This window comes from Methanothermobacter sp. KEPCO 2 (assembly GCF_041228365.1).
Classification (GTDB): Archaea; Methanobacteriota; Methanobacteria; order Methanobacteriales; family Methanothermobacteraceae; genus Methanothermobacter; species Methanothermobacter marburgensis.
The window spans coordinates 25,001-49,169 of sequence record NZ_CP166185.1 but is presented as its reverse complement, the minus strand read 5'-3'; the positions used below and the strand labels follow the sequence as shown (position 1 = coordinate 49,169).

The following is a 24,169-nucleotide window of genomic DNA, read 5'->3' as shown; positions in this document are numbered from 1 at the left end:
TTATTGTGGTGTTACCGGCATCCTGAAGACACCCACGTTGATTCCGCCGAGTCCGACGCTGTTCATCATCTGAAGTCCGCCGGCTGATTTCCCATAGGATGGGCTTTCAATTTCAAGGTAACCGGTTGAATTTCTTATGACCCTGAATCCCTCTGGTTGGAATCCAACAGCCCCATAGTCCACTGATCCTGTGACCCTGATGGCGTATGCCGGAAACAGGGCTATTGATGTTCCCCCAACCGTAACCTGAGTGCTCATATTACCTTTGGGCCTCACACCCTGACCGAGGTCCGCTATGTAGAATCCTCCGGTATTCACATTGAATGATGCGTTCCTGAAGCTTGTGTTTCCCAGGAGAACGGTTCCGCCGCCGGCGTACTGGATGGTTGAATTGATGCTGTCGATCCTTGAGTTATTTGCAAGGACCAGTGTAACCCCTCCAACCTTGCTCCTCATGGTTATATTGTACTGGTACCTGTTTGATAGGAGTATCCTTGCACCGCCTTTATCCATCTTAATGTTGAGATTCAGGGTATCCCCCTCAACGGTATAGTTAACCTCTGGTTTTTCATCGCCAGGGTCAGTCTCTGTCTCGACCATGTAAACGCTATCTGCATTATCTGTGAATCCAATATAAGTCCCGCTTGTATTGGATTCCATGTTAACATTCACGTACTTAACGCCCGAGACATCTGCAGAGTTCAGAGTGAAATTTTCAACAATGGCAGCATCATCCTGAGTCCCGGGTAGAAGCGAGGCTGCTGATGCCACGATGAACCCAGCAATCAGCACTATGAGGATTATAGCCCCTGCAATGTCGGTTCTGTCCATTACAATACCCCCACAAGCATCACAAGAAGTGCTATTACAATGGCTGGAAGTGCAAATACTGATAGAAATGCCCTCCCATAACCCATTTCATGTTCAGCGGCCACTGCAGCGGCGGCAATCATTATCGTCCAGATGTACATCACCACAAACAGCATTGATGATGTGAAGAATGTCCCGAGAAGTGTCATTGTTAGGAGGGCGAATATTCCCACCACAAAGGGTGCCGCTGCGAACCCCATCATCTTCAGGGTGCCTGCGAATGTCCCCTTACCCTCAAATACCACAGCAGCAATTATATGGGATATGAGAGCCCATATTATCAGTTTTATGAAGGATACAATAAGGACAGCCACTGCAAATAGCACGGGAACCATTATACCGGCGCCTGTTGCAGCCGAGATTACCCCTCCCAGCATGTAGCCAAGAAATGCTGATAGGAACACGTAGAGGTAAAGGCCCTGGTTTTCAACCCCCCTGTCTTTCGCCCTGCTTAGGGCCTTCTCAGGTGATGCCAGAACCCCCACAAGGTCCCTGGAAAAGTTCATTATCCTGTTCAAACCGTTAACCTCCCCTTTAATTGTGAAAAGAATCCAGAAACGATATCATGTCTGATTTGATAGAATGCATCCAAATTCCCTAAACCACTAAAAAGGTGCCAGATTCTGCAATCACCCCCTAGATAATAACAATTACTATATTTCCATCCATTCTATAAAAAATTGCGGGTTTCATCTGGGAACCGTATCCATCGTCTTTCTGGTGTGATATCAGATTTATTTCTTGCTTGATTCTACAGACCTGTCCAGAAGCCCCAGGAATTTCATGAAATGACTTTAATGCGGACCCTATGTTCGCAATAGTATCCTATAACGAAGTCATGTACTTCCATGACTTATGGCTGTTATGTGGATTAACAGATTACATGAAAACACCGCAGTTAGTGTGGAACCTGTGCACTGCAAAGTATTTATGATGCCAGAAGACCAACTCTATAATGTGGTCCCCATGGAGTATGGAGAACTCATCAGGATCAAGGAACTCACTCTTCTAATACTCATAATCCTTGACATAGTGCTCTTAAGTTACATATCCTTCTACCCCTCAAATCCTGGGACCGTGAATGCCATCAACCAGTTTGACCTTTTCCTCTGCATCATACTCTTCCTGGAATTCTCCATCAACCTCAAAAGGGCCGATGACAGGAAAAGATTCCTAAGGGAGAACTGGATGGATATAGTGGCCTTCATGCCTGTGGATTTCTTCAGGGCCTTCAGATTCATAAGGATCATAAGGGTTGTGAAGGTCCTCGCCCTCTTCAGGAAGTACCTCAAGAAGTTCTTCACATTCCTTGTGGACACTCACCTTGACCAGGCACTGGGGATACTCCTCTTTGCAATAGTGGGGGGCACACTCTTCTTTTATATGATGGAATCAGGGGTCAACAGATCCCTCCACGGGCCGCTGGACTCCCTGTGGTACAGCATCACAACCACAATCGTGGGCGAGGTTGTTATCCCCCCAACAACACTCTACGGGAAGGCCATAACCAGCATGCTTATGCTTGTGGGGGTCACCTTCGTGGGTTTCCTCACAGCCTCCCTGGCCTCCTGGTTCGTTAAAAACCCTGAAGAAGAAAAGGAGATCCATGACAGAATAGAAAACATAGAAAAAAGTATAGAGGATCTTAAAAGGGAGATCAGGGAAATAAAGGACCTGCTGCAGGAGAAATGATGCAACTCTATTCTGAATATACACCGTTACTTTTATACAGAATGGGTCCTTAGCATAAATAAATAGATAAATCAAATGAGGATAACATGGCAAGATCATCCTATATAATCGTTGCAGCCATTCTCATATTTGGAGCATACCTCTACGGTGTAACTGCCCTGAGCCCTGTGGAGCCTGTTGGGCGTCTGGGTTTCGTAAAACTGGCAAACCCTGATATGTACCCCGGACACCCCCAGTCAAAGGTGCTTGCAGAGTACGCGGCCCAGAGGGGGTCCAAGTGTGCCCTTGTGGTCCACTACGCAGGGAGCTCAAACTACAGACACTACAGGGAGGGCAACGTCACCATAATAGAACTCGCATACATCAGTTCAGAGTACAGGACAGATATAGACTGGACCGAGGTCCTCGAATCCTTCATATTTGGAGTGCCTGATGGCAAATACCGTTACAGGGCCGATGGATACGAATTCGACACCCTAGATGAGGCCATGGACTACGTTGAAAGGCTGGCTGCCGAGAAAGGCCAGGAGGGCCCCATGCCCATGGTCTTCCATGGGACCGTCCGGGAGGGTAACGTATTCGTAAACCCCGGCTGTGGCTTCCCCCTCTACGTGCAGATAGCCTGGAAGCAGTACGGGAGACTGGGAGCCTACTATTACATCATAAAGGGCCTTGTCCACCCCTACCTCAACAATCCCTACACTGCATATGAGCTAACCCATGCATCTGACCTTCAGAGGCTCTACAACTCAGGTGCCCTGGACTACACAGGCTATGAGTAACCTATCAGGGGTCTCTGAGTTCCTCTAAAAATCTCCTTTTAACCCTCTGGAAGTCCTCAAGTTTTTCATCTGTCAGGTACCTGTAGAGGAGCCTCATGCGGGGATTTTCAGCTATATAAGTTCTCTTATCACTTAAGAATGTCCAGAAGAGGGAGTCCCAGACCCTGCACCAGTCACCCCTTGCATGGTCACTCATCCTCAGGATGTAGTTCGATGATGATATGTAGGGCTTGGTTGCCATGAGGCCCCCGTCAGCGTACTGGCTCATGCCATAGACATTAGGGACCATCACCCAGTCATAGGAGTCTATGAACATCTCCATGAACCAGCGATAAACCTCATCAGGGTCCGTGCCAAGGAGGAGCATGAGATTACCTATGACCATGAGGCGCTCGATGTGGTGGGTGTATCCACAGGTTAAAACCCTCCTTACTGCGTTATCATAGGGCTCAAGACCTGTTCTGCCATGGTAAAGTTTATCTGTCAGTCTTTCACTGTGGTTAAAGAAGTTCCTGGTCCTCTGATATGATCCCCTAAGGATGTAAACTGCCCTTATGAACTCCCTCCAGCCCATGACCTGCCTCACAAATCCCTCAACAGAATTGAGGGGGGCATCTGCAGACAGCGCTGCTTTCAGAACCTCCATGGGTGTTAGGAGGCAGATGTTGAGTGAGGAAGAGAGTACAGAGTGGAAGAGGAACGTCTCATCACGGGATATGAAGTCCTGGTAGCTTCCAAAGTTCCTGAGCCTTTTTTCTGTGAAATCCCCCAAAAATATCCGGGCCTCCCTGTGGGTTGTGGGGTAGTTGAAGTGTTCCATGGAGCCCGGGTTATCAGGAAAGCGCTCAGCCACGTAAATCCTGGCCTCACGCACATAACTGTTTTCAGGCAGTTCTATGGGCCTGGGAATATTCATTCCCCGCGGCAGCCTCCTCCTGTTTTCCCTATCAAATGTCCATTTACCGCCCTTGGGCTTGGAGTTTTCCATGAGAATGGAGAGCCTCTTCCTCTCCCTTATGTAGAATGATGTGAGAAAGAACCTGCCATCCCTGAAGTAACTGTTCATGAGCCTCCTTCTGAAGATGAATGGCCCCTCAATCTCAACGAGTTCTGTACCTGTTTCACTGCAGAGCCGCCTCAATCTCCTCTCAAGTTCATGGTCAAGGAGTTCCATTGTGTAGACCCTCTCATATCCCTCAAGGTGGTCCCTGAGGTACCCCATGTCAGGGTCCGGCGTGTAATCTATGTAGCTGACATTCAGGCCCCTTGATTTCAGGTGGTCATAATAGTAGCGCATGGATGCCCTGTGCAGCAGGAGTTTGTTCTTGTGGAACCTCAACCTGAATACAGGGTCTCCGAAGAAGAGCTGGTCCTCCACCACAATGAAGTCTGATGTTTTCTCTGCAGCAGGATGATTCTCCATGAGGTGATGTGGGAAGACAACTGCCATAGATTCCCCTGGCATGTATAATAATTATGTCAGGAGGTGTCTATAAATCTAAAAGTTTTTTAGGATGGCGTGACATAAACTGTTATGGTGTTTATATGGTTAAGTGGGGAGCTGTCATTACTGGATTCATACTTGCGGTTGTTTTTCCGATCATCCTTAGCCCGTTTATTGACCAGGCCTCTGTCCTTGGCTTGTTCCTTGCGGGTTTTGTTGTTGGCCTCATGGCGAGGGAAGGTGCCCCTGGTGGGTTCTGGAATGCCACTGTTGCCGGTGCCTTTGGCGGTATAGTCCTCGCGATTCTCTTAACAATCTTTGGTGCTGTCCTTGGAGGATTTGGGGGGTTATTCCTCGGGGCATTCGCAGGTATATTGCTTGTGTTGGTACTCCTCTTTGTTTCAATGATCTTCATGGGTATCGGTGGTGCCATAGGGGGTTTCCTTGCCGGTGACTGATTATTAATTTTTTATCCCACTTGATAATAATAAAACTTTAAATATTATGATATTCTTCTTATTAAAAGGTGATAGATATGTATGATGTCGGAGACCTTGTGGCTGAAAGACCATCCCTTGGTACCATGACAGATATAAAACTGTTCAGGATACTGAGGTTCATGCCCTACTCCATCATAGGGGATGGGGCCAACGGTATCCTTTACAAGAGCGGTAAGGACCTTGGAAGAAGCATAGGGCTGAAAAACGCTGATGAAGCCGTGAAATTCCTCCATGATAACCGGGTCGGTGAACTGGAGATTCTTGAAGAGAACCCCTACCGCCTTAGGGTTGATGAGTGTCTCAGCTGCGCCGGACTTCCTGCTTCAGGTAAGGCCCTCTGTCACTTTGAGGGGGGCCTCCTTGCAGGAATACTCGAATGAGCGGGAGACCGGTTGACCTCCGTGAGGTCAGGTGCTGGGGCCTCGGTGACCGTACCTGTGAATTTGAGGAGTTTGTGCGATAACCACCACCCCCTTATTTTTTCTCATAATACCTTCGGGTCTCGGTACAGGTCAGAAATACAGACACCACTGGAACCATAGGGCAGCCCAACAGGGTACAGTTTATTCCCGACCCAGATACAGATCCACCAGAAAACTTATTTTAAAAATAAAAAAGATATAGGACTGTGTAATCTTATTGCTTACCCGGATGATATCAACCAAGAATCCATCCCAGAACATCTACCCCATAAGGAGAGTGAGAATGCTAATAGGTGTTATATCAGATACGCACATCCCTGACAGGGCAGCTGAACTCCCTGAGGCAGTATTTGAGGCCTTCAGGGACGTTGAACTTATACTCCACGCCGGTGACCTGACCTCACCGGATGTTCTGAGTGACCTTGAAACCCTTGCACCTGTTGAGTGCGTTCAGGGAAACATGGACCGTCGATATGGCATAGACAACCCCAGATCAAGGGTATTTGAGATCGGAGCATACAGGGTGGGTCTCATACATGGGGAGGTCTACCCCCGTGGCGATACCCAGCAGCTGAGGTACCTTGGGCTTGAGCTGGGTGCAGATGTCCTCATAAGTGGACATACACATCAGCCCTTCATAACCGAACTTGAGGACATGCTCCTCCTCAACCCTGGAAGCCCTACAGTGCCCCGCCTAACAGATCCAAGCGTCATGATCCTTGAAATCGACGGTGAAAAACTTGATGCCAGGATCATCAGGACAGGGGCGCCTGTCTGCAGATCACTGAACTTCAGGAGGTGACCCCATGGGAAAACGATGGCAGGCTGAAAGGAAAAGGGACCACTACTACAAAAGTGCCAAGAGGGAGAACTACCGCTCAAGGGCATCCTACAAGTTACTGCAGCTCAACAACCGCTACAAACTGATAAGGAAGGGTGACAGGGTCCTTGACCTTGGGGCCGCCCCAGGGGGATGGTCACAGGTCGCCCTTGAGAAGGTAGGTGAGGAGGGACTTGTGGTTGCAGTTGACCTCCAGAGGATAAAGGGTTTCCCCGCCGAGAACTTCAGGGCCATAATGGGGGACTTCACAGACCCTGCGATAAAGGAGAGGATAATTGAGGAGCTTGGTGGAAGGGCAGATGTGATTATATCAGATGCTGCCCCATCCCTTTCAGGTATAAGGGACATTGACCATCTCCGCTCGGTGGATCTCGTTGAAAATGTCCTTGATATAGCATACAGGGTCCTTGAAAGGAAGGGAAACATCCTGATCAAGGCATTCCAGGGCCCTGAACTCGATAAAGTCATAAAGGAAATGAAGAAGGATTTCTGGAAACTCAAAACAACAAAACCAGCCTCATCAAGAAAGGCAAGCGCAGAGATGTACATTGTAGGGCGGGACTTCAAGGGTAGAAGGAAATGGGAGAGGATCATCCATTAGGTCGATGGGAACTTCAAGGAAAAATAAATGGTAGAGAACCTCATCACATGAGTGCCCTCAGATCATTCAGGGCCTGTGAGGCAACCTGAAGCTGATACCTGGCTGTTTTTATGCGATCATCAACCTCAGATTTTGGTTTGTTTGTCTCCAGGGCACTTTTAACATCATCAATCGCTGATTTGGCCTTCACAAGTTCTATCTCAGCATTCAGGTACGTCTTTGTCAGGTTATCGTTGTTCCTCTGGTAGACCTCCTTTTTAACCGAGTCATACTGGACCTTCAGTGACGAGTAATCGCTCTGGAGCTTTGCGAGTTCATCGTACTCAGCACCCTTCTCCACACTCCCAGATATGGCATCAGATACCGCATCGACGCCTATATATGCAAATATCAGTATGGTCCCTGCTATGAGAAGCACTCCCAGAATTGATATGGTCATTGATGTTACCTTAAAGAGGTTTATCCTTGATCTCTTCATGATCTCACCTTACATTCAGTGACTGTGAAAAAAATCTTCATGTTCATACACTTAGGGCTAGGTCACTCACTCAATTAAGGTTTTATAATGTCGTTATAATATACTTTCATGATGAAAACCGTGGATAAGAGCAAGACACTCACAAAATTCGAAGAATTCTTTTCACTCAAGGAGTACAAGGACAGGGTATTTGAGTCCATAGAGAAGTATCCCAACGTCAGATCCATTGAAGTCGACTACCTTGACCTTGAAATGTTCGACCCCGACCTTGCAGACCTTCTAATTGAAAAACCAGACGATGTGATAAGGGCCGCCCAGAAGGCCATAAGGAACATTGATCCCCTGAGGAAGAACGTGGACCTCAACATAAGGTTCAGTGGGGTCAGCAACGTCATACCCCTCCGGGAGCTCCGGAGTAAATTCATAGGTAAATTCGTTGCAGTTGACGGTATTGTTAGGAAGACTGATGAGATAAGACCCAGGATAGTTAAGGCCGTCTTTGAGTGCAGGGGCTGCATGAGGCTCCACGAGGTCAGTCAGTCCACAAATATGATCACAGAGCCATCACTCTGCTCAGAGTGTGGTGGCAGGTCCTTCAGGCTCCTGCAGGACGAATCAGAGTTCCTGGACACCCAGACACTGAAACTCCAGGAGCCACTCGAGAATCTCTCAGGTGGTGAGCAGCCCCGCCAGATAACCGTCGTCCTTGAGGATGACCTGGTTGACACCCTCACGCCAGGGGACATCGTGAGGGTCACAGGTACACTGAGGACAGTCCGCGATGAGAGGACCAGGCGGTTCAAGAACTTCATATATGGAAACTACACCGAGTTCCTTGAACAGGAGTTTGAGGAGCTCCAGATAAGTGAGGAGGACGAGGAAAAGATAAGGGAACTTGCAGCTGACCCCAACATATACGAGAAGATCATAAGGTCCACCGCACCATCAATACATGGTTACCGTGAGGTAAAGGAGGCCATAGCCCTTCAGTTATTCGGTGGGACCGGGAAGGAGCTCGATGATAAGACCCGTCTCCGTGGGGACATACACATCCTCATAGTCGGGGACCCGGGTATAGGTAAGTCCCAGATGCTCAAGTACGTGTCAAAGCTGGCCCCCCGTGGGATATACACAAGCGGTAAGGGTACCTCAGGGGTTGGGCTCACAGCTGCGGCTGTGAGGGATGAATTCGGTGGATGGTCCCTTGAGGCCGGTGCCCTTGTCCTTGGGGATAAGGGTAACGTCTGTGTGGATGAACTGGATAAGATGCGTGATGAGGACCGTTCAGCCATCCACGAGGCACTGGAGCAGCAGACCATAAGCATAGCCAAGGCAGGTATAATGGCAACCCTCAACTCAAGGTGCTCTGTCCTGGCGGCCGCAAACCCAAAATTCGGGAGATTCGACAGTTACAAATCAATTGCAGAACAGATAGATCTTCCATCGACCATACTGTCACGTTTCGACCTGATATTCGTTGTGGAGGATAAACCTGATGAGGAGAAGGATAGGGAACTTGCAAGGCACATCCTGAAAACACATAAGGAGGACCACACCCCCTTTGAAATAGATCCAGAACTGCTGAGGAAGTACATAGCCTATGCAAGGAAGAATGTGAGACCCGTACTGACAGATGAGGCGATGCAGGTCCTTGAGGACTTCTACGTATCAATGAGGGCCAGCGCAGCCGATGAGGACTCGCCTGTCCCCATAACAGCAAGGCAGCTGGAGGCCCTTGTGCGACTCTCAGAGGCCAGTGCAAAGATAAAACTCAAGGAACACGTGGAGGCAGAGGACGCCAGGAAGGCCATAAAGCTGTCCCAGGCATGCCTGAAACAGGTGGGGTACGACCCTGAGACAGGTAAGATAGACATCGACAAGGTTGAGGGGAGAACACCCAAATCCGAGAGGGACAAGTTCCGCCTTCTACTTGAACTCATAAAGGAATACGAGGAGGACTACGGTGGCAGGGCTCCCACCAATATTCTTATAACTGAGATGATGGATAGATATAACGTGAGTGAGGAAAAAGTTGAGGAACTGATAAGGATCCTCAAGGACAAGGGTGCAATATTTGAACCCGCCAGGGGATACCTTAAGGTGGTCTGAATTTTCCATTACACACTTTTTACCGGAGGTATAGATTATGGATGATTACGAAAAATTACTTGAAAGGGCCATAGAGCAGCTGCCCCCAGAGGTATTTGAAACAAAACGTTTCGAGGTTCCAAAGGCGTACTCAGTTATACAGGGAAACAGGACATTCATACAGAACTTCAGGGAGGTCGCAGATGCCCTCAACAGGGACCCCCAGCACCTTCTTAAATTCCTTCTGAGGGAACTGGGTACCGCAGGTAACCTTGAGGGTGGAAGGGCCATACTCCAGGGTAAATTCACCCACTTTCTCATAAACGAGAGGATAGAGGACTACGTCAACAAATTCGTCATATGCCACGAATGCAACAGACCCGATACAAGGATAATCAGGGAGGGGCGGATATCCCTTCTCAAGTGCGAGGCATGCGGTGCCAAGGCGCCCCTCAAAAATGTCTAGAGAATATAGAGGAGCAGCTATAGAAAATGTTCTGTGTCAGATGCGGTAATTCTGATTCTGAATTATATGATGGACTATGCAGGGACTGTTTCCTTGAGGACTACACCATCCTCAGCATTCCCTCCAGAATAGAGGTTTATGTGTGCAGCCACTGCCATGCGAAGCTGATAAGTGGCCAGTGGGTGGATGAGGGCCTCCCTGAGGAGGAAATAGTATACAGGGCCCTTGAGGAGAATATCAGCTGGGAAACCCCTGTTGAAAACCCTGAAATCGAACTGGAAATAATACAGCAGAGGGGCACCATCTACCAGTGCCTGGTGGAGGTGGATGCTGAGGTCCTTGGAAGGATGGTGAGCCAGGAGTACGGGGTGGAGGTCCGCCTCACAAACACTGCCTGCCCGGCCTGCAGCAAACAGGCATCAGGCTACTACGAGGCTGTGATACAGTTAAGGGCCGATGGAAGGGAACTGGATGAATCAGAAATAGAAAGGGCTGACCTCACAGTTAAAAGGACCCTCCTGAAGCTCTCAAGGAGGGATAAGCTGGCATACCTCCCCCAGAGGGTTGAGGTGAAGGAAGGGGTCGACTACTACATAGGATCCCATAAATCCGCCAGAAAGGTTGTAAGCGCCCTGAGGGAGGAACTCGGCGGTATTGCCAGTGAGTCACCACGGCTAATGGGGCAGGATAGGTCAAGCGGTAAGGGACTCTACAGGACATGGATATCACTCAGACTCCCTGATTTCAGAAGAGGAGACTTCCTCCTGCACCAGGACCGCATGCTCACGGTCCTCGACCTCAGAAAGCGTGGTGTGGCTGTGAAGGACCTTGAGACCCGTGACGTGAAGAACATACTCTGGGGAGAATACGAAAATATTGACCTCGTTGCGAGGGCCGGTGATGTTAAGACAACCACAGTGACTGCAAGATCCCCTGGAAGGATACAGGTGCTTCACCCTGAAACATTTGAACCCGTGGACCTTGAAGCTGACAGTTACACATCAAAACTTGAGATAGGAGAACAGGTTCCTGTTATAGAAATTAAGAAGAGACTCTACATCATTGAGGCGGAGGAATGATCTGATGGATGATACGCTCAACACCATAACCCGTGATGTTCTTGAGGTCATAACACCCGATGAACTGCTGGATGTCCTTAAGAAGGATGAACCTGTTGTCTACACAGGCTATGAGCCCTCAGGTAAGGTTCATCTGGGACACGCCATAACCATAAGGAAACTGAGGGAAATGCAGGATGCCGGCTTCAGGGTCAAGATACTCCTTGCCGACTACCATGCATACCTCAATGGTAAGGGCAGCATGGAGAGGATAAGGGAGATGGCCGATTACAACAGAAAATGCTTCCTGGCACTTGGACTCTCCCCTGATAGGACCGAGTTCATCCTGGGTTCATCCTTCCAGACGCAGCCAGAGTACACAGATCTGGTATACAGAATGGCCCTCATAACAACACTCCTTCGGGCCAGGAGGAGCATGGCCCAGATAACAAGGGAATCAGAGGACCACAAGGTTGCAGAGGTTATCTACCCCCTCATGCAGGTCATCGACATGGTCTACCTTGATGTGGATGTGGCTCTGGGGGGAATGGAGCAGCGAAAGATACATATGCTGGCACGTGAGAACCTCCCAAGGCTCGGTTTCGATGCACCGGTATGCATACACACCCCACTGCTCCACGGCACCGACGGTTCAGAGAAGATGTCCTCCAGCAAGGGTAACTTCATTGCAGTGGACGACTCCCCCGATGAGATAAGGGAAAAGGTGAAGGGGAGTTACTGTCCCATGGGGGACCTGGAGGGTAACCCCATCATCGAAATCGTGAAGTACTTTATAATGCCAGAATATGGCAGGATGACCATAAGGCGCCCAGAGAAATTCGGGGGCGACCTTGAACTGGACCTTGACGAACTCCTCAATACCTACTCCAGCGGCGACCTTCACCCGCTGGATCTAAAGAATGCGGTCTCAGATTACCTTATTGACATGCTGGGACCTGTAAGAGACTACATGGAAGGTGTTTAGATGCTGTACGACATGAGACTTCCGCCAGGCATAACACACACAACAATGGCTGAGATAATTGATGAATACGAGGTTGAACTGATACAGACAGACGATGGGCCCGTCTTGAGGGGTGAGCTGGAGGAACTTGAAAGGGCAAGGGAACGTATCCTTGAGTCCATCAGAAAGAGGATAGAGGAACTCGAGAATCCAGGGTCCCAGGAAAAATAAATGCATCCCCCCGAATCTATCTTATTCCATCAGGGCATATTCCAAGGTGGGGGGCGATTATCCTCCTTATATCCCTCTGGATGATGTTGAGCCCCCTTGCTGCATCAACAATGTAAAATTCATTTTTATCGGCGAGTTCAAGGTACCTCTCCCTGACACATGAAAGAAATGAGGGGTCCTCGAATTCATCGGTACCGCCACATCTCTCCATTGCCAGTTCAACATCAAGGTCAAGGAGTATGACTATATCAGGTTGTGGTGCAAACCTGTTTATCTCAGAAACCCATTCAGCGGGTTCCTGGTAAACCATGCTGGAATAGTAGCACCTGTCACTCACCACAACACTTCCACTCCACTCCCCCTCAATTTTACTTCTGAGAGTCAGGCGGTCCGCTGCAAAGAGTAGTGCCAGTATCCTCTGCCCATCGGGGGTCCTGGCATCGGGACTGGAAAGCATCTCCCTTATTAGGCCCCCTATCCTGGATTCTGTTGGTTCCCTAACAGTAAAGACCCTGTATCCGTTTTCCCTGAGCCACTCCGCGGTGAGGACGGAATGTGTCGTCTTACCTGACCCATCAATTCCCTCAAAGCATATGTACATAGAGATTAATCTATCGGCGAAGGTAAAATATCTTCCCCTATGGGTTGAAATCATGACACGAAATCATAACATAACTTTATAACGCTTTAGATACAGAATTATAGTATTAATTTTATTATAGAGGTGGAACATGTCAAAAGCCAAGGTCATGGTGGTTGAGGATGAGAGCATAGTTGCCATTGATATAAGCCAGCGCCTTGAATCCCTGGGTTACCAGGTTACAGCCACAGTTTCCACCGGTGAAAAGGCCGTTGAAATGGCTGAAAAAACAAGGCCAGACATCATACTGATGGATATTGTCCTCAAGGGGGACATGGATGGTATAGAGGCTGCCGGGGAGATAACCAAAAGGATGAAGGTTCCCATAATCTACATAACCGCCTATTCCGACGAGGAAACCCTCAAAAGGGCCAAGATAACAGGGCCCTTTGGATACATAATAAAGCCCTTCGAGGACCGGGAACTCCACAGCGTCATAGAGGTCGCACTCCACAAACACCAGCTGGAGAGGAGGCTTGCAGAGAACGATGAACTCTTCAGGGCCATACTCTCATCAATAAGGGATATACTGTTCACTGCCGACAGCGATGAAAGGCTAACCATGATATCACCCGGGCCGCTTGCAGAATACGGCCTTGATGCAGATGAAGTTCAGGGCGAAAAGGTCAGCGAGGTCTTCGGGGACAGGATTCACAGCGAAATGATTGAAAGGGCGCTCAATGGGGAAACCGTTAGCTATGAGTGGGTCTGGAAGCCCAAGGATAAATTTCATTTTGAAACAACCCTATCACCGCTCCGTGACTTTGAGGGCAATATAAATGGGGTTGTGGGTGTCCACAGGGACGTCACCGAAAAGGAACTTGCAAGAAGGGCGCTTGAAAGGGAGACAACAATAAACAAAAGCCTTGCAGAGATATCAAAGAAACTCCTATCCCCACTTTCACTCGAAGAGATATCGGAGAGCATAATTGAAAGGGCAAAAAAACTTACAGGCAGCAGATACTGCATGGCGGGCTTCTTTGAATCAGATGGCGGCCTGAGGAATTACTTCCCCTCAAAGGAGGTTGGGGAGGAATGTCATCCGGACGCCGAATCCACTGAGATGGGTGGTCTCTGGAACCTTGTGCTCAGGAAAAGGGAACCGGTTCTCGTAAATGACCCCTCCTCACACCCTGAATCCACTGGGGTCCCTGAGGGTCACATTGAAATAAAGAACTTCCTGGCATGCCCCGCTCTACTCAACGATGAACTTGTGGGAATACTCGCAGTTTCAGGGAAGGATGGGGACTACGATGAAAGGGATCTTGAGGTAATGGAGCGCCTTGCAGATATATATGCAATCGCGATTCACAGAAAAATTGAAGAGGACCGTGTCAGGGCCAGTGAGGAGAAGAACAGGGCCCTTGTACAGAAGTTCCTCAAGATAGTTACCGAGGTCCTTGAGGAGATAAAATAAATCCTTATTCTGTTTGGAGGTAACAGTACTTGGAAATCCCGGAACTCCTTGCACCTGCAGGTTCACCTGATTCCTTCAGGGTCGCCATCAATGCGGGGGCCGATGCCGTCTACCTCTCAGGTAAGGACTTCGGTGCACGGCACTATGCAGAGAACTTCGGCCTCCAGGAAATTCGGGAGGCAGTGGAATACGCCCACCTGCATGACAGAAATGTGTATGTAACTGTCAATACCCTCCTAATGGACTCTGAACTTTCAGATGTTGCTGAATACCTCCAGGAGCTCTCCAGTGCAGGTGCAGACGCTGTGATCATACAGGATCCGGCGCTCCTGGTTCTGAGGGATGAGTTATCCCTTGACATCCCATTCCATGCCTCAACCCAGATGACCATACACAACAGGGCGGGGATAAGATGGGCTGAGAAGATGGGCCTTGAGAGGGTTATACTTGCAAGGGAGCTCTCCATTGATGAGGTCAGGGCCCTGGCGGCTGAATCAGACGTGGAGCTTGAGGTTTTCATACATGGAGCGCTGTGCTACAGTTACTCTGGCCAGTGCCTTCTATCCTCATTTATAGGTGGTAGAAGCGGCAACAGGGGCCGGTGCGCCCAGCCATGCAGGAAGAGGTATGAACTCCTTCAGTTAAAACCCTCAAAGAGGAGGATGCCACTAAGGGAGGAGTACCTCCTATCCACGAGGGACATTTCAGCCTACATGCACCTCAGGGAACTGGTTGAAGCCGGAGTCCGATCCCTGAAGATAGAGGGGCGGATGAGGTCCCCTGAATACGTTGCCACAACAGTGAGCGTCTACAGAAGGGCCCTTGATGAGATAAAGAGGGGTGGGTGGAAGCCATCACAGGAGGAGTTTGAAAAGCTAAGGCTGACCTTCAACAGGACACTCACCGGAGGACACCTCTTCAGGGAGGACTTCATGGGACGGGAATACCCTGCTGACAGGGGCCTCCCGGTGGGCTATGTTGAGAAGTACGCAGGTGGCAGGGCCCATATAAGGATAACCTCCCGTATAAAACCAGAAGCGGGTGATGGACTCTTCTTCCAGGGAACAGGTAGAGGAATGTATGTCCATGACCACAGATATGATGGCAGCTTACTCTCCATTCCTTCAGGACCTGTAAAAGAGGGTACACGGGTTTACCTTACAGGGCGGAAGAGCCTCCAGAAATTCACTGAAAAACTTAAAAGATCATCTCCAGGAAAGTGCTGGGATATTGAACTGAAATTCACTGCAGATAAAGAGGGAATGGTTTATCTAACCGCAGAATGGATGATGAATGGGCTGAGGCTCAGGGAATCGGTTGAAACACAGTTTGAGAGGGCCCTCAAAAGGCCCCTCAATGAGGATACAATAAAGGATCACCTGCTGAGGGCCGGAGATAAACCATTCAGACTTACCTTAACCGAATTCAGGTACCCTGGGGGGCTATTTTACCCCATCAGCCGCCTCAACGCCCTCAGAAGGGAACTTCTGATGAGGGTCGAAAGAAGGATACTCAGAGAGAGAAGACCCCACCATCACCATCCAATGCTTGAATTTGATCACCCTGCCAGGAGACTTCCAGAGGAGCCCTGTATATCCGTCTATGTTGAGGACCTCAAGGCAATGAAATCTGCCCTGAGGGCCGGTGCAGGTAGGGTTTACCTGGAACCCCAGGTTCATGGTGACTTCAGGAGCTGTGACGGTGACGACATCATCGGTGTTCTGGAGAGGGCCTCTGAGGTTTCATCCAGATACGGTGCTGAAACTGTATGGAAGTGGCCTGACATAACCCATGACTGGCTCTTTGAAAGGCTCCTTGAAATTGAAGGGGACCTCTCCATGGACCTCATGGTGGGTGGTTACGGTATCCCTGACCTGATAAACTGTGATGTGAAGGTGTATGGATCACCCGCCCTCAACATTTTCAACAGCCGATCAGCGGCCCTCCTATCAGGCAAGTTCCACATACTGACCCTCTCACCTGAACTATCCTGGAAGGACCTTCAGAGGATTCAGGTACCATCTGAAATAATCGTCCATGGGAACCTCACCGCAATGGTGACCCGGGACAACCTCTGGAAACTTGCACCCCCTGACTTCGATACATCCACCGGTTCCAGGTGGGGTATCATGGATAGGAGGGGTGACGTCTTTCCCATAAATCAGCTCCTTGGCTGTGAAACGGTAATCATGAATTCAAGGGAGACCTGCCTCATTGACTTTTTACCCTCCCTTCTTGATGCAGGCTTCAGGAACTTCTCCATCGACTGCCGTATTCAATCCCCCAGGAGGACAGGTTTACTTGTTGAATCATATGTGAGTGCCCTTGAATCACCCGAAAGGATCCCTGATATCAAGGAGCGCATTGTAATGGAAAGTCCCTCAGGGGTAACGGCATCACACTTCAGGAGGGGTCTTGCAGAATAATGGTATTCTTGCCGATGCCCACCTGAATACTTTCCATGTGCACTCTGAATTCATATATATTCCAGTAACTCCACATAGTGGGCATGATGAAGTCCATCAATTCTGTCGGGGAAGCCCTCACAGATGTCAGCGGGATAGGGGAAAAGCTGGCGCAGAAGATAATAGACGAACTCGGGGGAGAAAAGGGGCTTTTAAAGGCGGTTGAAAACCTTGAAATTGACAGGATCGCATCAATTGAAGGTATAAGTCAGCGCAAGGCCATCGAAATAACCAGTGAGCTCCTGGGAAATCCTGTTCCATCCTTCCTGAAAACTGAAAGGGCGTTTCAGATTTACCAGGAAATAGTTGAGACCATCAGTTCATATGCCCATACCGACTATGCCCGTAACCGGCTAATGCTTCTCCACCCCTCAACAGATACTGATGCCATTAGGAGCCATATTGTAATGGTCATGGAATCAAAGAAAATGGTCTCTGAACTTCCTGTTGAAGATTTAAGGGATCTCCTGAAAAAAATTAAAAGGCCTGAAAACCCCCAGCCCCCATTCAATCCATCAAGGGCCATACTGGTGGAGACAAGAGAGGACTATGATCACATGATAGACATGGGCCTCAACCGTTACCATCCAGTGATAATGAACCCTGAACAGGGCGAACTCGATGAATACGAACTGATAATCTATGTCTACTCCGAGGGAATGATTGACCTGGAGGACACATTCAACACGGTAATGGTCACAGCAGATTCAGAAAGACATGAGATTGTGCCGGAGGATGTCCTTGGATATTTCAGGGCAAACATTGACCTCCTGCGTGGCGCCCTTGAAATCAAACGGATTCTCGGTATGGAAACCTGTCTTGATGAGGTCGTAGCAATAATGGAGGATCTGGGTAGCCTTGAAGATGAAGAAGTTGACATTGGTGAGGCCGTGAACTCTGTGAAGGCATGGGCTGATTCAGAATTAAGGGACCTCATAAAGGATATCGATCTTAAAGGCGAGGAGGTCCTGGCCCTCCTCAATCAGGGTATGACCGGTAAACTGGAGAGAATATTCGATGATGTCCTCAAAAAGGCCTGTGAGATGATAAAGAGAAAGACAGGCGTTGAGTTCGATCCCTTCATAAAATCGTACCCCCTCAAGATCGATCAGCGGGAACTTGAAAGGGTTAAACGTCTTGAATCAGCATCAAGAAATATAAGGAGGTTTGAAAGGAGGGTCAATGCGGCATCAAGGCTCAGTGAACTCAGAGAAGCTGTTGAAAATGAAATAAGGGAGCTGATGGAATTTGACTACCGCTTCGCCCTTGGCCTCTTCGCCCATGATTACGGGCTCGTTGAACCGGAATTCGGTGATGAGATCATCCTCAGGGGGGCACTGCACCTCAACCTGGTTGGATCAGAAAAACCGCAGCGAATTGACTATGAACTGGGTAACCCTGATAATGTTGTGCTCCTCACCGGTGCCAACAGTGGTGGAAAAACAACCCTTCTTGAGACACTTGCCCAGGTGACAATGATGGCCCAGATGGGGCTTCCGGTATGTGCACTTGAGGCCAGGATAAGGCCAGTTGAGGAGATTCACTTCATCTCAAAGAAGAGGTCCCTGGATGCCGGTGCCTTCGAGTCATTCATAAGGACCTTCACCCCTGTGACAATGAGTGGAAGCTCAAAGCTCATACTTCTCGATGAACTTGAGGCAATAACCGAACTTGATGCCGCAGTGAAGATCATAGCAACCTTCATAGAATTCATAATGGAATCTGAATCCATTGCAGTTATTGTGACCCACATGGCCCGTGAAATACTCAAGTACGTGGATGTGCGGGTTGATGGTATCGAGGCAAGGGGGCTTGATGAGAACTATAATCTCATTGTGGATAGAACACCCAGGATAAACTATCTTGCAAGGAGCACCCCTGAGCTGATCATAAGGATGATATATGAGAAATCAGGTGATGATGAGAGGATGGTTTACCGCAGGATACTTGAAAAGTTTCAGAAAAACGGATAAATCTGAATAATTATATCATTTACCATGATAACCCATCTCAAGGACCGTCTCCTGGATCTTAAAAGAGAGCAGAAGGACATCTATGAAATATTCAACCGCATATACGATGTTGAATGTGCTGAAGGACACCTTAAGGTGAGTGAAAGCCTCAAAGAGAGGTTTGGAATAAAATTTATTGAATCCGCTGAAAATCAAAGGATAATAAGCACATACAACCGCTGGACGGGTGAAGGATCACTTTTTAATTCCATGCGCCTTAAAAAGCCTGCCATGGATACTGAACCCGCCAGAAAGGTTCTTGATGAACTTATCGAGGATAAAAAGAGGTGTGACTTCTGCAAACCAGAACTGTACACACCTGAAGATGAATTCGGACGTGTTGTGGGAAGGCACTCCATTACAGCATCAAACATAGCCAAGTATGATGCATGGAGCGGCCTTCTGATATTCAGAAAACATGACCCCCTTGACTTCACCCTGGAGGAATTCTCAGATTACCTCATAACAGCCTCAGAATGGTTTAAAATGGCAGAGAAATCCTCAGGATTTCATTTTCCATTCCTGGTATGGAACTGCCTCCCACGGGCAGGGGCATCCCAGATCCACGGCCACATGCAGCTTCTCCTGGGCAGGAGACCCTATGCAAGGATTGCATTCCTTGATGATGTCTCCAGGAGATACAGAAAACGTTATGGTTCATCATACCATGATGATGTCTTCTCAGTCCACCAGGCCCTTGGACTTGGTGTTGAATCAGGAGAAGCATGTGTATATGCAAGTATAACCCCCCTGAAGGAAAAGGAGATCATCATAACATTTAAAACAGATGCCGCCAGGGATTCTGATCTCCAGAATCACCTCTTCAAGATATTAAGGTGCCTGATAGATGAATGTGGCGTCTACAGCTTCAACATGTCCATGCACCCATTTAATGCAGAAATGGAGATCCCTGGCATCATAAGAATCATAGACCGTGGAAACATTGCATCAGCATCGTCTGATATGGGCGGTATGGAACTCTTTGGAAGTTCAGTCATCGGAAGCGACCCCTACATCATATTCAACAGAATTAAAGGTGCCCTTGATGCCTGAGTATTTATTTGATTTTCTTCATGAACTCGAATACCTGAAGAATCCCGGCAGGACAGCTATAATCACTGATATCGACGGTACAATAAGTGAAATAGCACCAACACCCTCTGAAGCCCGCGTAGATGAAGAGATGAGGGAAGTTCTCAGGAAAATCTCAAAACGCTACAGTGTACTTGCCTTCATAAGTGGAAGGCCTGTGAATGAGGCACTCAGGATGGTGGGGGTCCCTGAGGCAATATATGTTGGAAACCATGGCCTTGAGTATATCATAAATGGGAGGTATGATCGCTTCAGAGAGGTTGAGGAGTACATTCCCATCATCAGAAAATGTGCCCTTGAGCTCAAGGAGAAATCCCCCGATGAGAATATCATATTTGAGGATAAGGGTATCTGCTATTCCATACATTACAGGCAGTGCACTGACCCTGAACTGACAGAGAAAAGGATAATGGATACCCTCAGAGGGATGCCTGAATCCCGGGGAATACGTGTGGATCACGGGAGAATGCTCGTTGAGCTCAAACCCCCAGTGGAGTACAATAAGGGCCTCATAGTCCGGAAAATCATAGAGGAATCAGACGTATCATCTGCAGTGTACCTTGGAGACGACGTCACCGATGCCGATGCCTTCAGGGAACTCAGAAAACTAGAATCTGAGAGAAAAATCAAAACTGCATCTGTAATTGTGATCTCAAAGGAGATACCCGATGAAATAAAGGATTCAGCCTCCTTTTATGTGTCAGGGGTCCCCGAGGTCCTCAAATTTCTTAAGTGGCTCTTAAAATAGGTTTATTTCTCCATACCTTATCTTTTTAAGTGAATCTTAAAATAAGTTTATTTATTCATAACATATTATATACTGGCTGAAAATACTTATTAGATGAGGGCAACATAATATTATCCATGACATCTGTGGTTGTCATGGCGGGGGGTAAGGGTACAAGGATAAGACCTTTAACATTTTCAAGACCCAAACCACTTGTACCTGTTGCAAATAGACCCATACTGGATTATATAATTCAGAGGGTCATTGATTCTTGTTACAGTAAGATTATAATGACGCTGGGGTATCTCGAGGACCAGATAAGTTCATATGTCTCATCAAGGTATCCTGACCTTGACTTCAGGTTTTCATCCGAGAAGAAGCTCCTTGGAACCGCAGGGGGTGTTAGGGCGGCGGCCAGTGATATTGATGAAACCTTTATCGTCCTCAGTGGAGATGTGCTCTTTAACCTTGACCTCCAGCAAATGGTCAGTTTCCACAGAAAGAAGGATGCACTTGTTACCGTGGCCCTCACACCAGTTGATGACCCTTCACATTACGGCATAGCGGTTCTCGATGATGATGGGAGAATAACACGTTTTCATGAGAAACCCCGTCCAGAGGAGGTCTTCAGCAAAATCGCAAATGCAGGCATATACGTCATGGAACCTGAGATCTTCGATTACATACCTGAAGGAAACTCTGACTTTTCAGCTGACATCTTTCCTGTTTTGATAGAGGAGAACAGGGAGGTATATGGATTCGTTTTCAGTGGTTACTGGAATGATGCGGGTAAACCAGATACATTCCTTAAGGCCAACCATGACGCCCTCAATGGTCAGATAACACCCCAGCCTGAAGGTGAACTTTTAAATGAGGTTCCAGGTCGATTTGGAGACATATGGGTGGGTCAGGATGTGGTTATAGGTGAGGGGGTTCGTATAGCTGGACCTGTGGTTATAGGTGATGGTGCAGAGATAGATGATGGTGCATTCGTAGGCAGGGAAACCGTGATTGGACCCGGAGTTTATGTGGGAAGTGACAGCTTCGTGAGGGGTTCTGTTATTTTTGATGGTAGCAGAATTGAGGAAGGCTCCCAGCTTGTAAACTGTGTTATTGATGAATTCTGCGATATCAGGGAGAACTGCATCGTTGAAAGGTGTGCCATTATAGGCCGTGGTGCCCTTCTGGAACCATCAACCATTATCAGGTCCCACTGCAGCGTCAGCAACAACCTCAGGATACTCTCAGGTTCCCTGCTTGACTCAGATTATCCCATCGTGGCTGAACAGTGATTCCAATGGCAAGGTACGTCCAGGATATAAGGGGCTCTGTTAACCGGGACATAGACTGCTCGTTTGCCCTCAACCTTGGGATGTTGATAGGTGACTACGTAAGCTGTAGGCGTGTCTTGATAGGTAGAGACGCGCATACACCGTCTCAGATGATAAAGAGAGCCATAGGAACCGGGTTGATGGCTGCTGGAGTGGATGTTATTGATTTTGGTGTTGCAACGGTCCCTGTTATACATCATCATATGGAGCGGTTTGACAGTCATCTGATGATAAATGTCTCGCGCTCCCCACTCAGAGCAGATGAAATAAACATAAAACTCCTCAGCAATCATGAAATTCCACTTGAACAACGCCCCACAGTTTATGCAGACTGGAATCAACTTGGAAAGCTTCGATATGTCAATAACTATCTTGACTCCTATATCAAATCAATACTTGAATTCATATCCCCCTCTGTAGGAAACCATGAATTTATGGTGGTCCTGGGGTACGACGAGGGGTCCCCATGGAACATTGAGGCAGATATACTCAACCGGCTCAACTGTCAGACCATAAACATAACATTCAGAGGGTCGCTATTTGGTAAAAACTTTCCCCTTGCGAATGCCTCCAGCATATCCATGATAGCAGATGTTGTGAAGGCAACCGGCGCAGATATGGGTGTCATACTGGATAACGATAGGGACACCATCTTCTTCATAGATGAGAGGGGTGAACTCATAAGGGACCAGACCATACTATCGATTTTCGCAGACCATTACCTGAAATCCTCTGATGGTCCCATTGTGTCCTCGGTGGTTGCATCAAAGGCGCTGGAGAATGTCACCGGAGGACGTCTTATAAGGACATCAGTAAATGATGTCCTCAACAGGGTTTACACAGAGAATGCTGTTTTTGGTGGTGATGAACCTGGAATGTACATATTCCCCGAATTCCAGCACTGCTATGATGCCACCTTCGCACTCTTGAAGATGCTGGAGATCATGGCAGATAGGAACATGACACTCCACAACCTTGCATCCGGAATGGAGAGGTACAGCAGGGTTGAATTCAGCATGGAGTGTCCCAACGAATTCAAGGACAGTTTAATTGAAAAGCTTGCTGAACACTTCAGTGGCAAAAAAATTGAACTTATAGATGGTATAAGGGTTGAAGAACCATCAGGAGTCGTCCTCATAAGGCCCTCAAGATTTGAACCGCTTATAAGGGTCTATATTGAATCAGAATCCTCTGAGGTAACTCAGAAGAAATCACGCCATATAATGAACCTTCTAAAAAGTAAGATGAGTGATCTTTATGGTGAGTGAACTTCAGGAACGCAGCATGAAGTTTCTTGAAGATAAAAACCCTGTTATCGTATCCAACAGGGGGCCGGTGGAATTTTTCAGAAAAGATGGAAAAATTGTTATGAAGAGAGGTGCTGGCGGTCTTGTTTCGACCCTGCTGCCTGTGGTTGAAAAGTTCAGCGGTGTCTGGGTCTCCAGCGCCATGACCGCTGAGGACGCTGAGGTGGCAGCAGGTTACCCTGAAAACAGGGTCCCCCTCCCTGAGGATGATCCAAGGTTCACGGTTTCCTTTGTTATAGTGGACCGTAAAAGGTATGAATCATACTACAGTGTCATAAGCAACCCGCTTCTCTGGTTCGTCCAGCACTACATGTGGAACACTCCCTACTCCCCTGAAATCGATGATAAAATCTATACTGCCTGGGATGAGGGTTATGTCCATGTTAACAGAAAATTTGCAGAGAAAGTTGTATCTGAAATTGAAAGAAATGAAAAGAATCCTCTGATTATGTTACAGGACTATCACCTCTACTTATGTCCTGGTTTCATAAAGAAGAAGGTTGGTGATGTCTTTCTGAGCCAGTTCATACATATCCCCTGGCCACAGAGGGATTATTTCAAAATACTCCCTGAAAAGATGAGGGAGAGTATAATAAATGGGCTTCTTTCAAATACTGTTCTCGGATTCCATATCAAGAGATACTGTTCCAACTTCATGGAATGCTGCGGGGATCTAGGCTACGATGTGGATGCTGAGAATGGAGTGGTGCTGAATGGGGATGAAAAAACAGTTGTGCGAAA

24 protein-coding genes (1 of these 24 only partly in view) are annotated in these 24,169 nt (G+C 48.1%); 19 read left to right on the top strand and 5 right to left on the bottom strand.

Annotated elements, in window-relative coordinates; translation table 11 throughout:
- Positions 1–831, bottom strand: a complete 831-nt coding sequence (locus AB9H23_RS00265; RefSeq protein WP_370004920.1) for a hypothetical protein — start codon at positions 829–831, stop codon at positions 1–3.
- On the bottom strand, positions 831–1,388 hold the full coding sequence (locus tag AB9H23_RS00260; RefSeq protein WP_370004919.1) for a YIP1 family protein: 558 nt from the start codon (positions 1,386–1,388) through the stop codon (positions 831–833). Before AB9H23_RS00260 ends, AB9H23_RS00265 begins: the two co-directional genes overlap by 1 nt.
- A 448-nt stretch (positions 1,389–1,836) precedes the next feature.
- Here AB9H23_RS00260 and AB9H23_RS00255 point away from each other — a divergent pair, with 448 nt between their 5' ends.
- Entirely contained in the window at positions 1,837–2,562 is a 726-nt protein-coding gene (locus tag AB9H23_RS00255) for an ion transporter (RefSeq protein WP_321211576.1), read from the top strand.
- A gap of 86 nt (positions 2,563–2,648) precedes the next feature.
- Entirely contained in the window at positions 2,649–3,344 is a 696-nt protein-coding gene (locus AB9H23_RS00250) for a hypothetical protein (RefSeq protein ID WP_321211574.1), read from the top strand.
- A gap of 4 nt (positions 3,345–3,348) precedes the next feature.
- On the opposite strand, the gene AB9H23_RS00245 is transcribed toward AB9H23_RS00250, so the two are convergent.
- The gene (locus tag AB9H23_RS00245) at positions 3,349–4,794 is read right to left on the bottom strand and encodes a cryptochrome/photolyase family protein (protein ID WP_370004918.1); all 1,446 of its coding nucleotides are present in this window, start codon (positions 4,792–4,794) and stop codon (positions 3,349–3,351) included.
- A gap of 95 nt (positions 4,795–4,889) precedes the next feature.
- Between AB9H23_RS00245 and AB9H23_RS00240 the strand changes: the two genes are divergently transcribed.
- From AB9H23_RS00240 to AB9H23_RS00225, 4 genes are all read left to right on the top strand, one after another.
- Positions 4,890–5,246: a DUF5518 domain-containing protein gene (locus tag AB9H23_RS00240; RefSeq protein ID WP_370004917.1), complete on the top strand. Its 357-nt coding sequence runs from the start codon at positions 4,890–4,892 to the stop codon at positions 5,244–5,246.
- A 77-nt stretch (positions 5,247–5,323) separates the two neighbouring features.
- The gene (locus AB9H23_RS00235) at positions 5,324–5,668 is read left to right on the top strand and encodes a hypothetical protein (protein ID WP_370004916.1); all 345 of its coding nucleotides are present in this window, start codon (positions 5,324–5,326) and stop codon (positions 5,666–5,668) included.
- 325 nt (positions 5,669–5,993) lie between these two features.
- A complete protein-coding gene (locus AB9H23_RS00230) occupies positions 5,994–6,512 on the top strand; it encodes a metallophosphoesterase (RefSeq protein ID WP_370005874.1) in 519 nt (172 codons plus the stop codon).
- A gap of 4 nt (positions 6,513–6,516) precedes the next feature.
- A complete protein-coding gene (locus tag AB9H23_RS00225) occupies positions 6,517–7,152 on the top strand; it encodes an RlmE family RNA methyltransferase (RefSeq protein ID WP_370004915.1) in 636 nt (211 codons plus the stop codon).
- Positions 7,153–7,195: 43 nt separating this feature from the next.
- Here the strand turns inward: AB9H23_RS00225 and AB9H23_RS00220 are convergent, their stop codons facing one another.
- Positions 7,196–7,630: a hypothetical protein gene (locus AB9H23_RS00220; protein WP_370004914.1), complete on the bottom strand. Its 435-nt coding sequence runs from the start codon at positions 7,628–7,630 to the stop codon at positions 7,196–7,198.
- Positions 7,631–7,741: 111 nt separating this feature from the next.
- Here AB9H23_RS00220 and mcm point away from each other — a divergent pair, with 111 nt between their 5' ends.
- Genes mcm through AB9H23_RS00195 form a run of 5 tightly spaced genes read left to right on the top strand, consistent with a single transcriptional unit; the run spans position 7,742 to position 12,437 of the window.
- Positions 7,742–9,739, top strand: coding sequence for a minichromosome maintenance protein MCM (mcm, locus tag AB9H23_RS00215; RefSeq protein WP_370005871.1), 1,998 nt, complete (start codon positions 7,742–7,744; stop codon positions 9,737–9,739).
- Positions 9,740–9,776: 37 nt separating this feature from the next.
- On the top strand, positions 9,777–10,184 hold the full coding sequence (locus AB9H23_RS00210; protein ID WP_013295174.1) for a translation initiation factor IF-2 subunit beta: 408 nt from the start codon (positions 9,777–9,779) through the stop codon (positions 10,182–10,184).
- Positions 10,185–10,210: 26 nt separating this feature from the next.
- Complete coding sequence (locus tag AB9H23_RS00205; protein ID WP_370004913.1) at positions 10,211–11,263, top strand: 60S ribosomal export protein NMD3; 1,053 nt, start codon at positions 10,211–10,213, stop codon at positions 11,261–11,263.
- 4 nt (positions 11,264–11,267) lie between these two features.
- Positions 11,268–12,227 carry a tyrosine--tRNA ligase gene (locus AB9H23_RS00200; RefSeq protein WP_370004912.1) on the top strand — a complete coding sequence of 320 codons (960 nt, stop codon included), beginning with the start codon at positions 11,268–11,270 and terminating at the stop codon, positions 12,225–12,227.
- Complete coding sequence (locus tag AB9H23_RS00195; RefSeq protein WP_013295171.1) at positions 12,228–12,437, top strand: hypothetical protein; 210 nt, start codon at positions 12,228–12,230, stop codon at positions 12,435–12,437.
- 16 nt (positions 12,438–12,453) lie between these two features.
- Here AB9H23_RS00195 and tmk read toward each other — a convergent pair whose 3' ends face one another.
- Complete coding sequence (gene tmk, locus AB9H23_RS00190) at positions 12,454–13,038, bottom strand: dTMP kinase (protein ID WP_370004911.1); 585 nt, start codon at positions 13,036–13,038, stop codon at positions 12,454–12,456.
- Between the two features lie 130 nt (positions 13,039–13,168).
- On the opposite strand from tmk, the gene AB9H23_RS00185 reads away from it, so the two are divergent.
- From AB9H23_RS00185 to AB9H23_RS00150, 8 genes are all read left to right on the top strand, one after another.
- The gene (locus AB9H23_RS00185) at positions 13,169–14,494 is read left to right on the top strand and encodes a GAF domain-containing protein (RefSeq protein WP_370004910.1); all 1,326 of its coding nucleotides are present in this window, start codon (positions 13,169–13,171) and stop codon (positions 14,492–14,494) included.
- Between the two features lie 29 nt (positions 14,495–14,523).
- Positions 14,524–16,920, top strand: a complete 2,397-nt coding sequence (locus AB9H23_RS00180) for a DUF3656 domain-containing protein (RefSeq protein WP_370004909.1) — start codon at positions 14,524–14,526, stop codon at positions 16,918–16,920.
- An 83-nt stretch (positions 16,921–17,003) separates the two neighbouring features.
- Complete coding sequence (locus tag AB9H23_RS00175; protein WP_370004908.1) at positions 17,004–18,932, top strand: helix-hairpin-helix domain-containing protein; 1,929 nt, start codon at positions 17,004–17,006, stop codon at positions 18,930–18,932.
- A gap of 24 nt (positions 18,933–18,956) precedes the next feature.
- Positions 18,957–20,024 carry a hypothetical protein gene (locus AB9H23_RS00170; protein ID WP_370004907.1) on the top strand — a complete coding sequence of 356 codons (1,068 nt, stop codon included), beginning with the start codon at positions 18,957–18,959 and terminating at the stop codon, positions 20,022–20,024.
- Entirely contained in the window at positions 20,017–20,811 is a 795-nt protein-coding gene (gene otsB, locus AB9H23_RS00165; RefSeq protein WP_321211560.1) for a trehalose-phosphatase, read from the top strand. Before AB9H23_RS00170 ends, otsB begins: the two co-directional genes overlap by 8 nt.
- A gap of 116 nt (positions 20,812–20,927) precedes the next feature.
- The gene (locus AB9H23_RS00160) at positions 20,928–22,082 is read left to right on the top strand and encodes an NDP-sugar synthase (RefSeq protein WP_321211559.1); all 1,155 of its coding nucleotides are present in this window, start codon (positions 20,928–20,930) and stop codon (positions 22,080–22,082) included.
- Between the two features lie 5 nt (positions 22,083–22,087).
- On the top strand, positions 22,088–23,389 hold the full coding sequence (locus AB9H23_RS00155; protein ID WP_321211558.1) for a phosphomannomutase: 1,302 nt from the start codon (positions 22,088–22,090) through the stop codon (positions 23,387–23,389).
- A gap of 16 nt (positions 23,390–23,405) precedes the next feature.
- On the top strand, positions 23,406–24,169 hold the 5' portion of the coding sequence (locus AB9H23_RS00150) for a trehalose-6-phosphate synthase (protein WP_321211557.1). 700 nt of this gene lie beyond the right edge of the window; 764 of the gene's 1,464 nt are visible here — the first part of the coding sequence; the start codon lies at positions 23,406–23,408; its stop codon lies beyond the right edge, outside the window.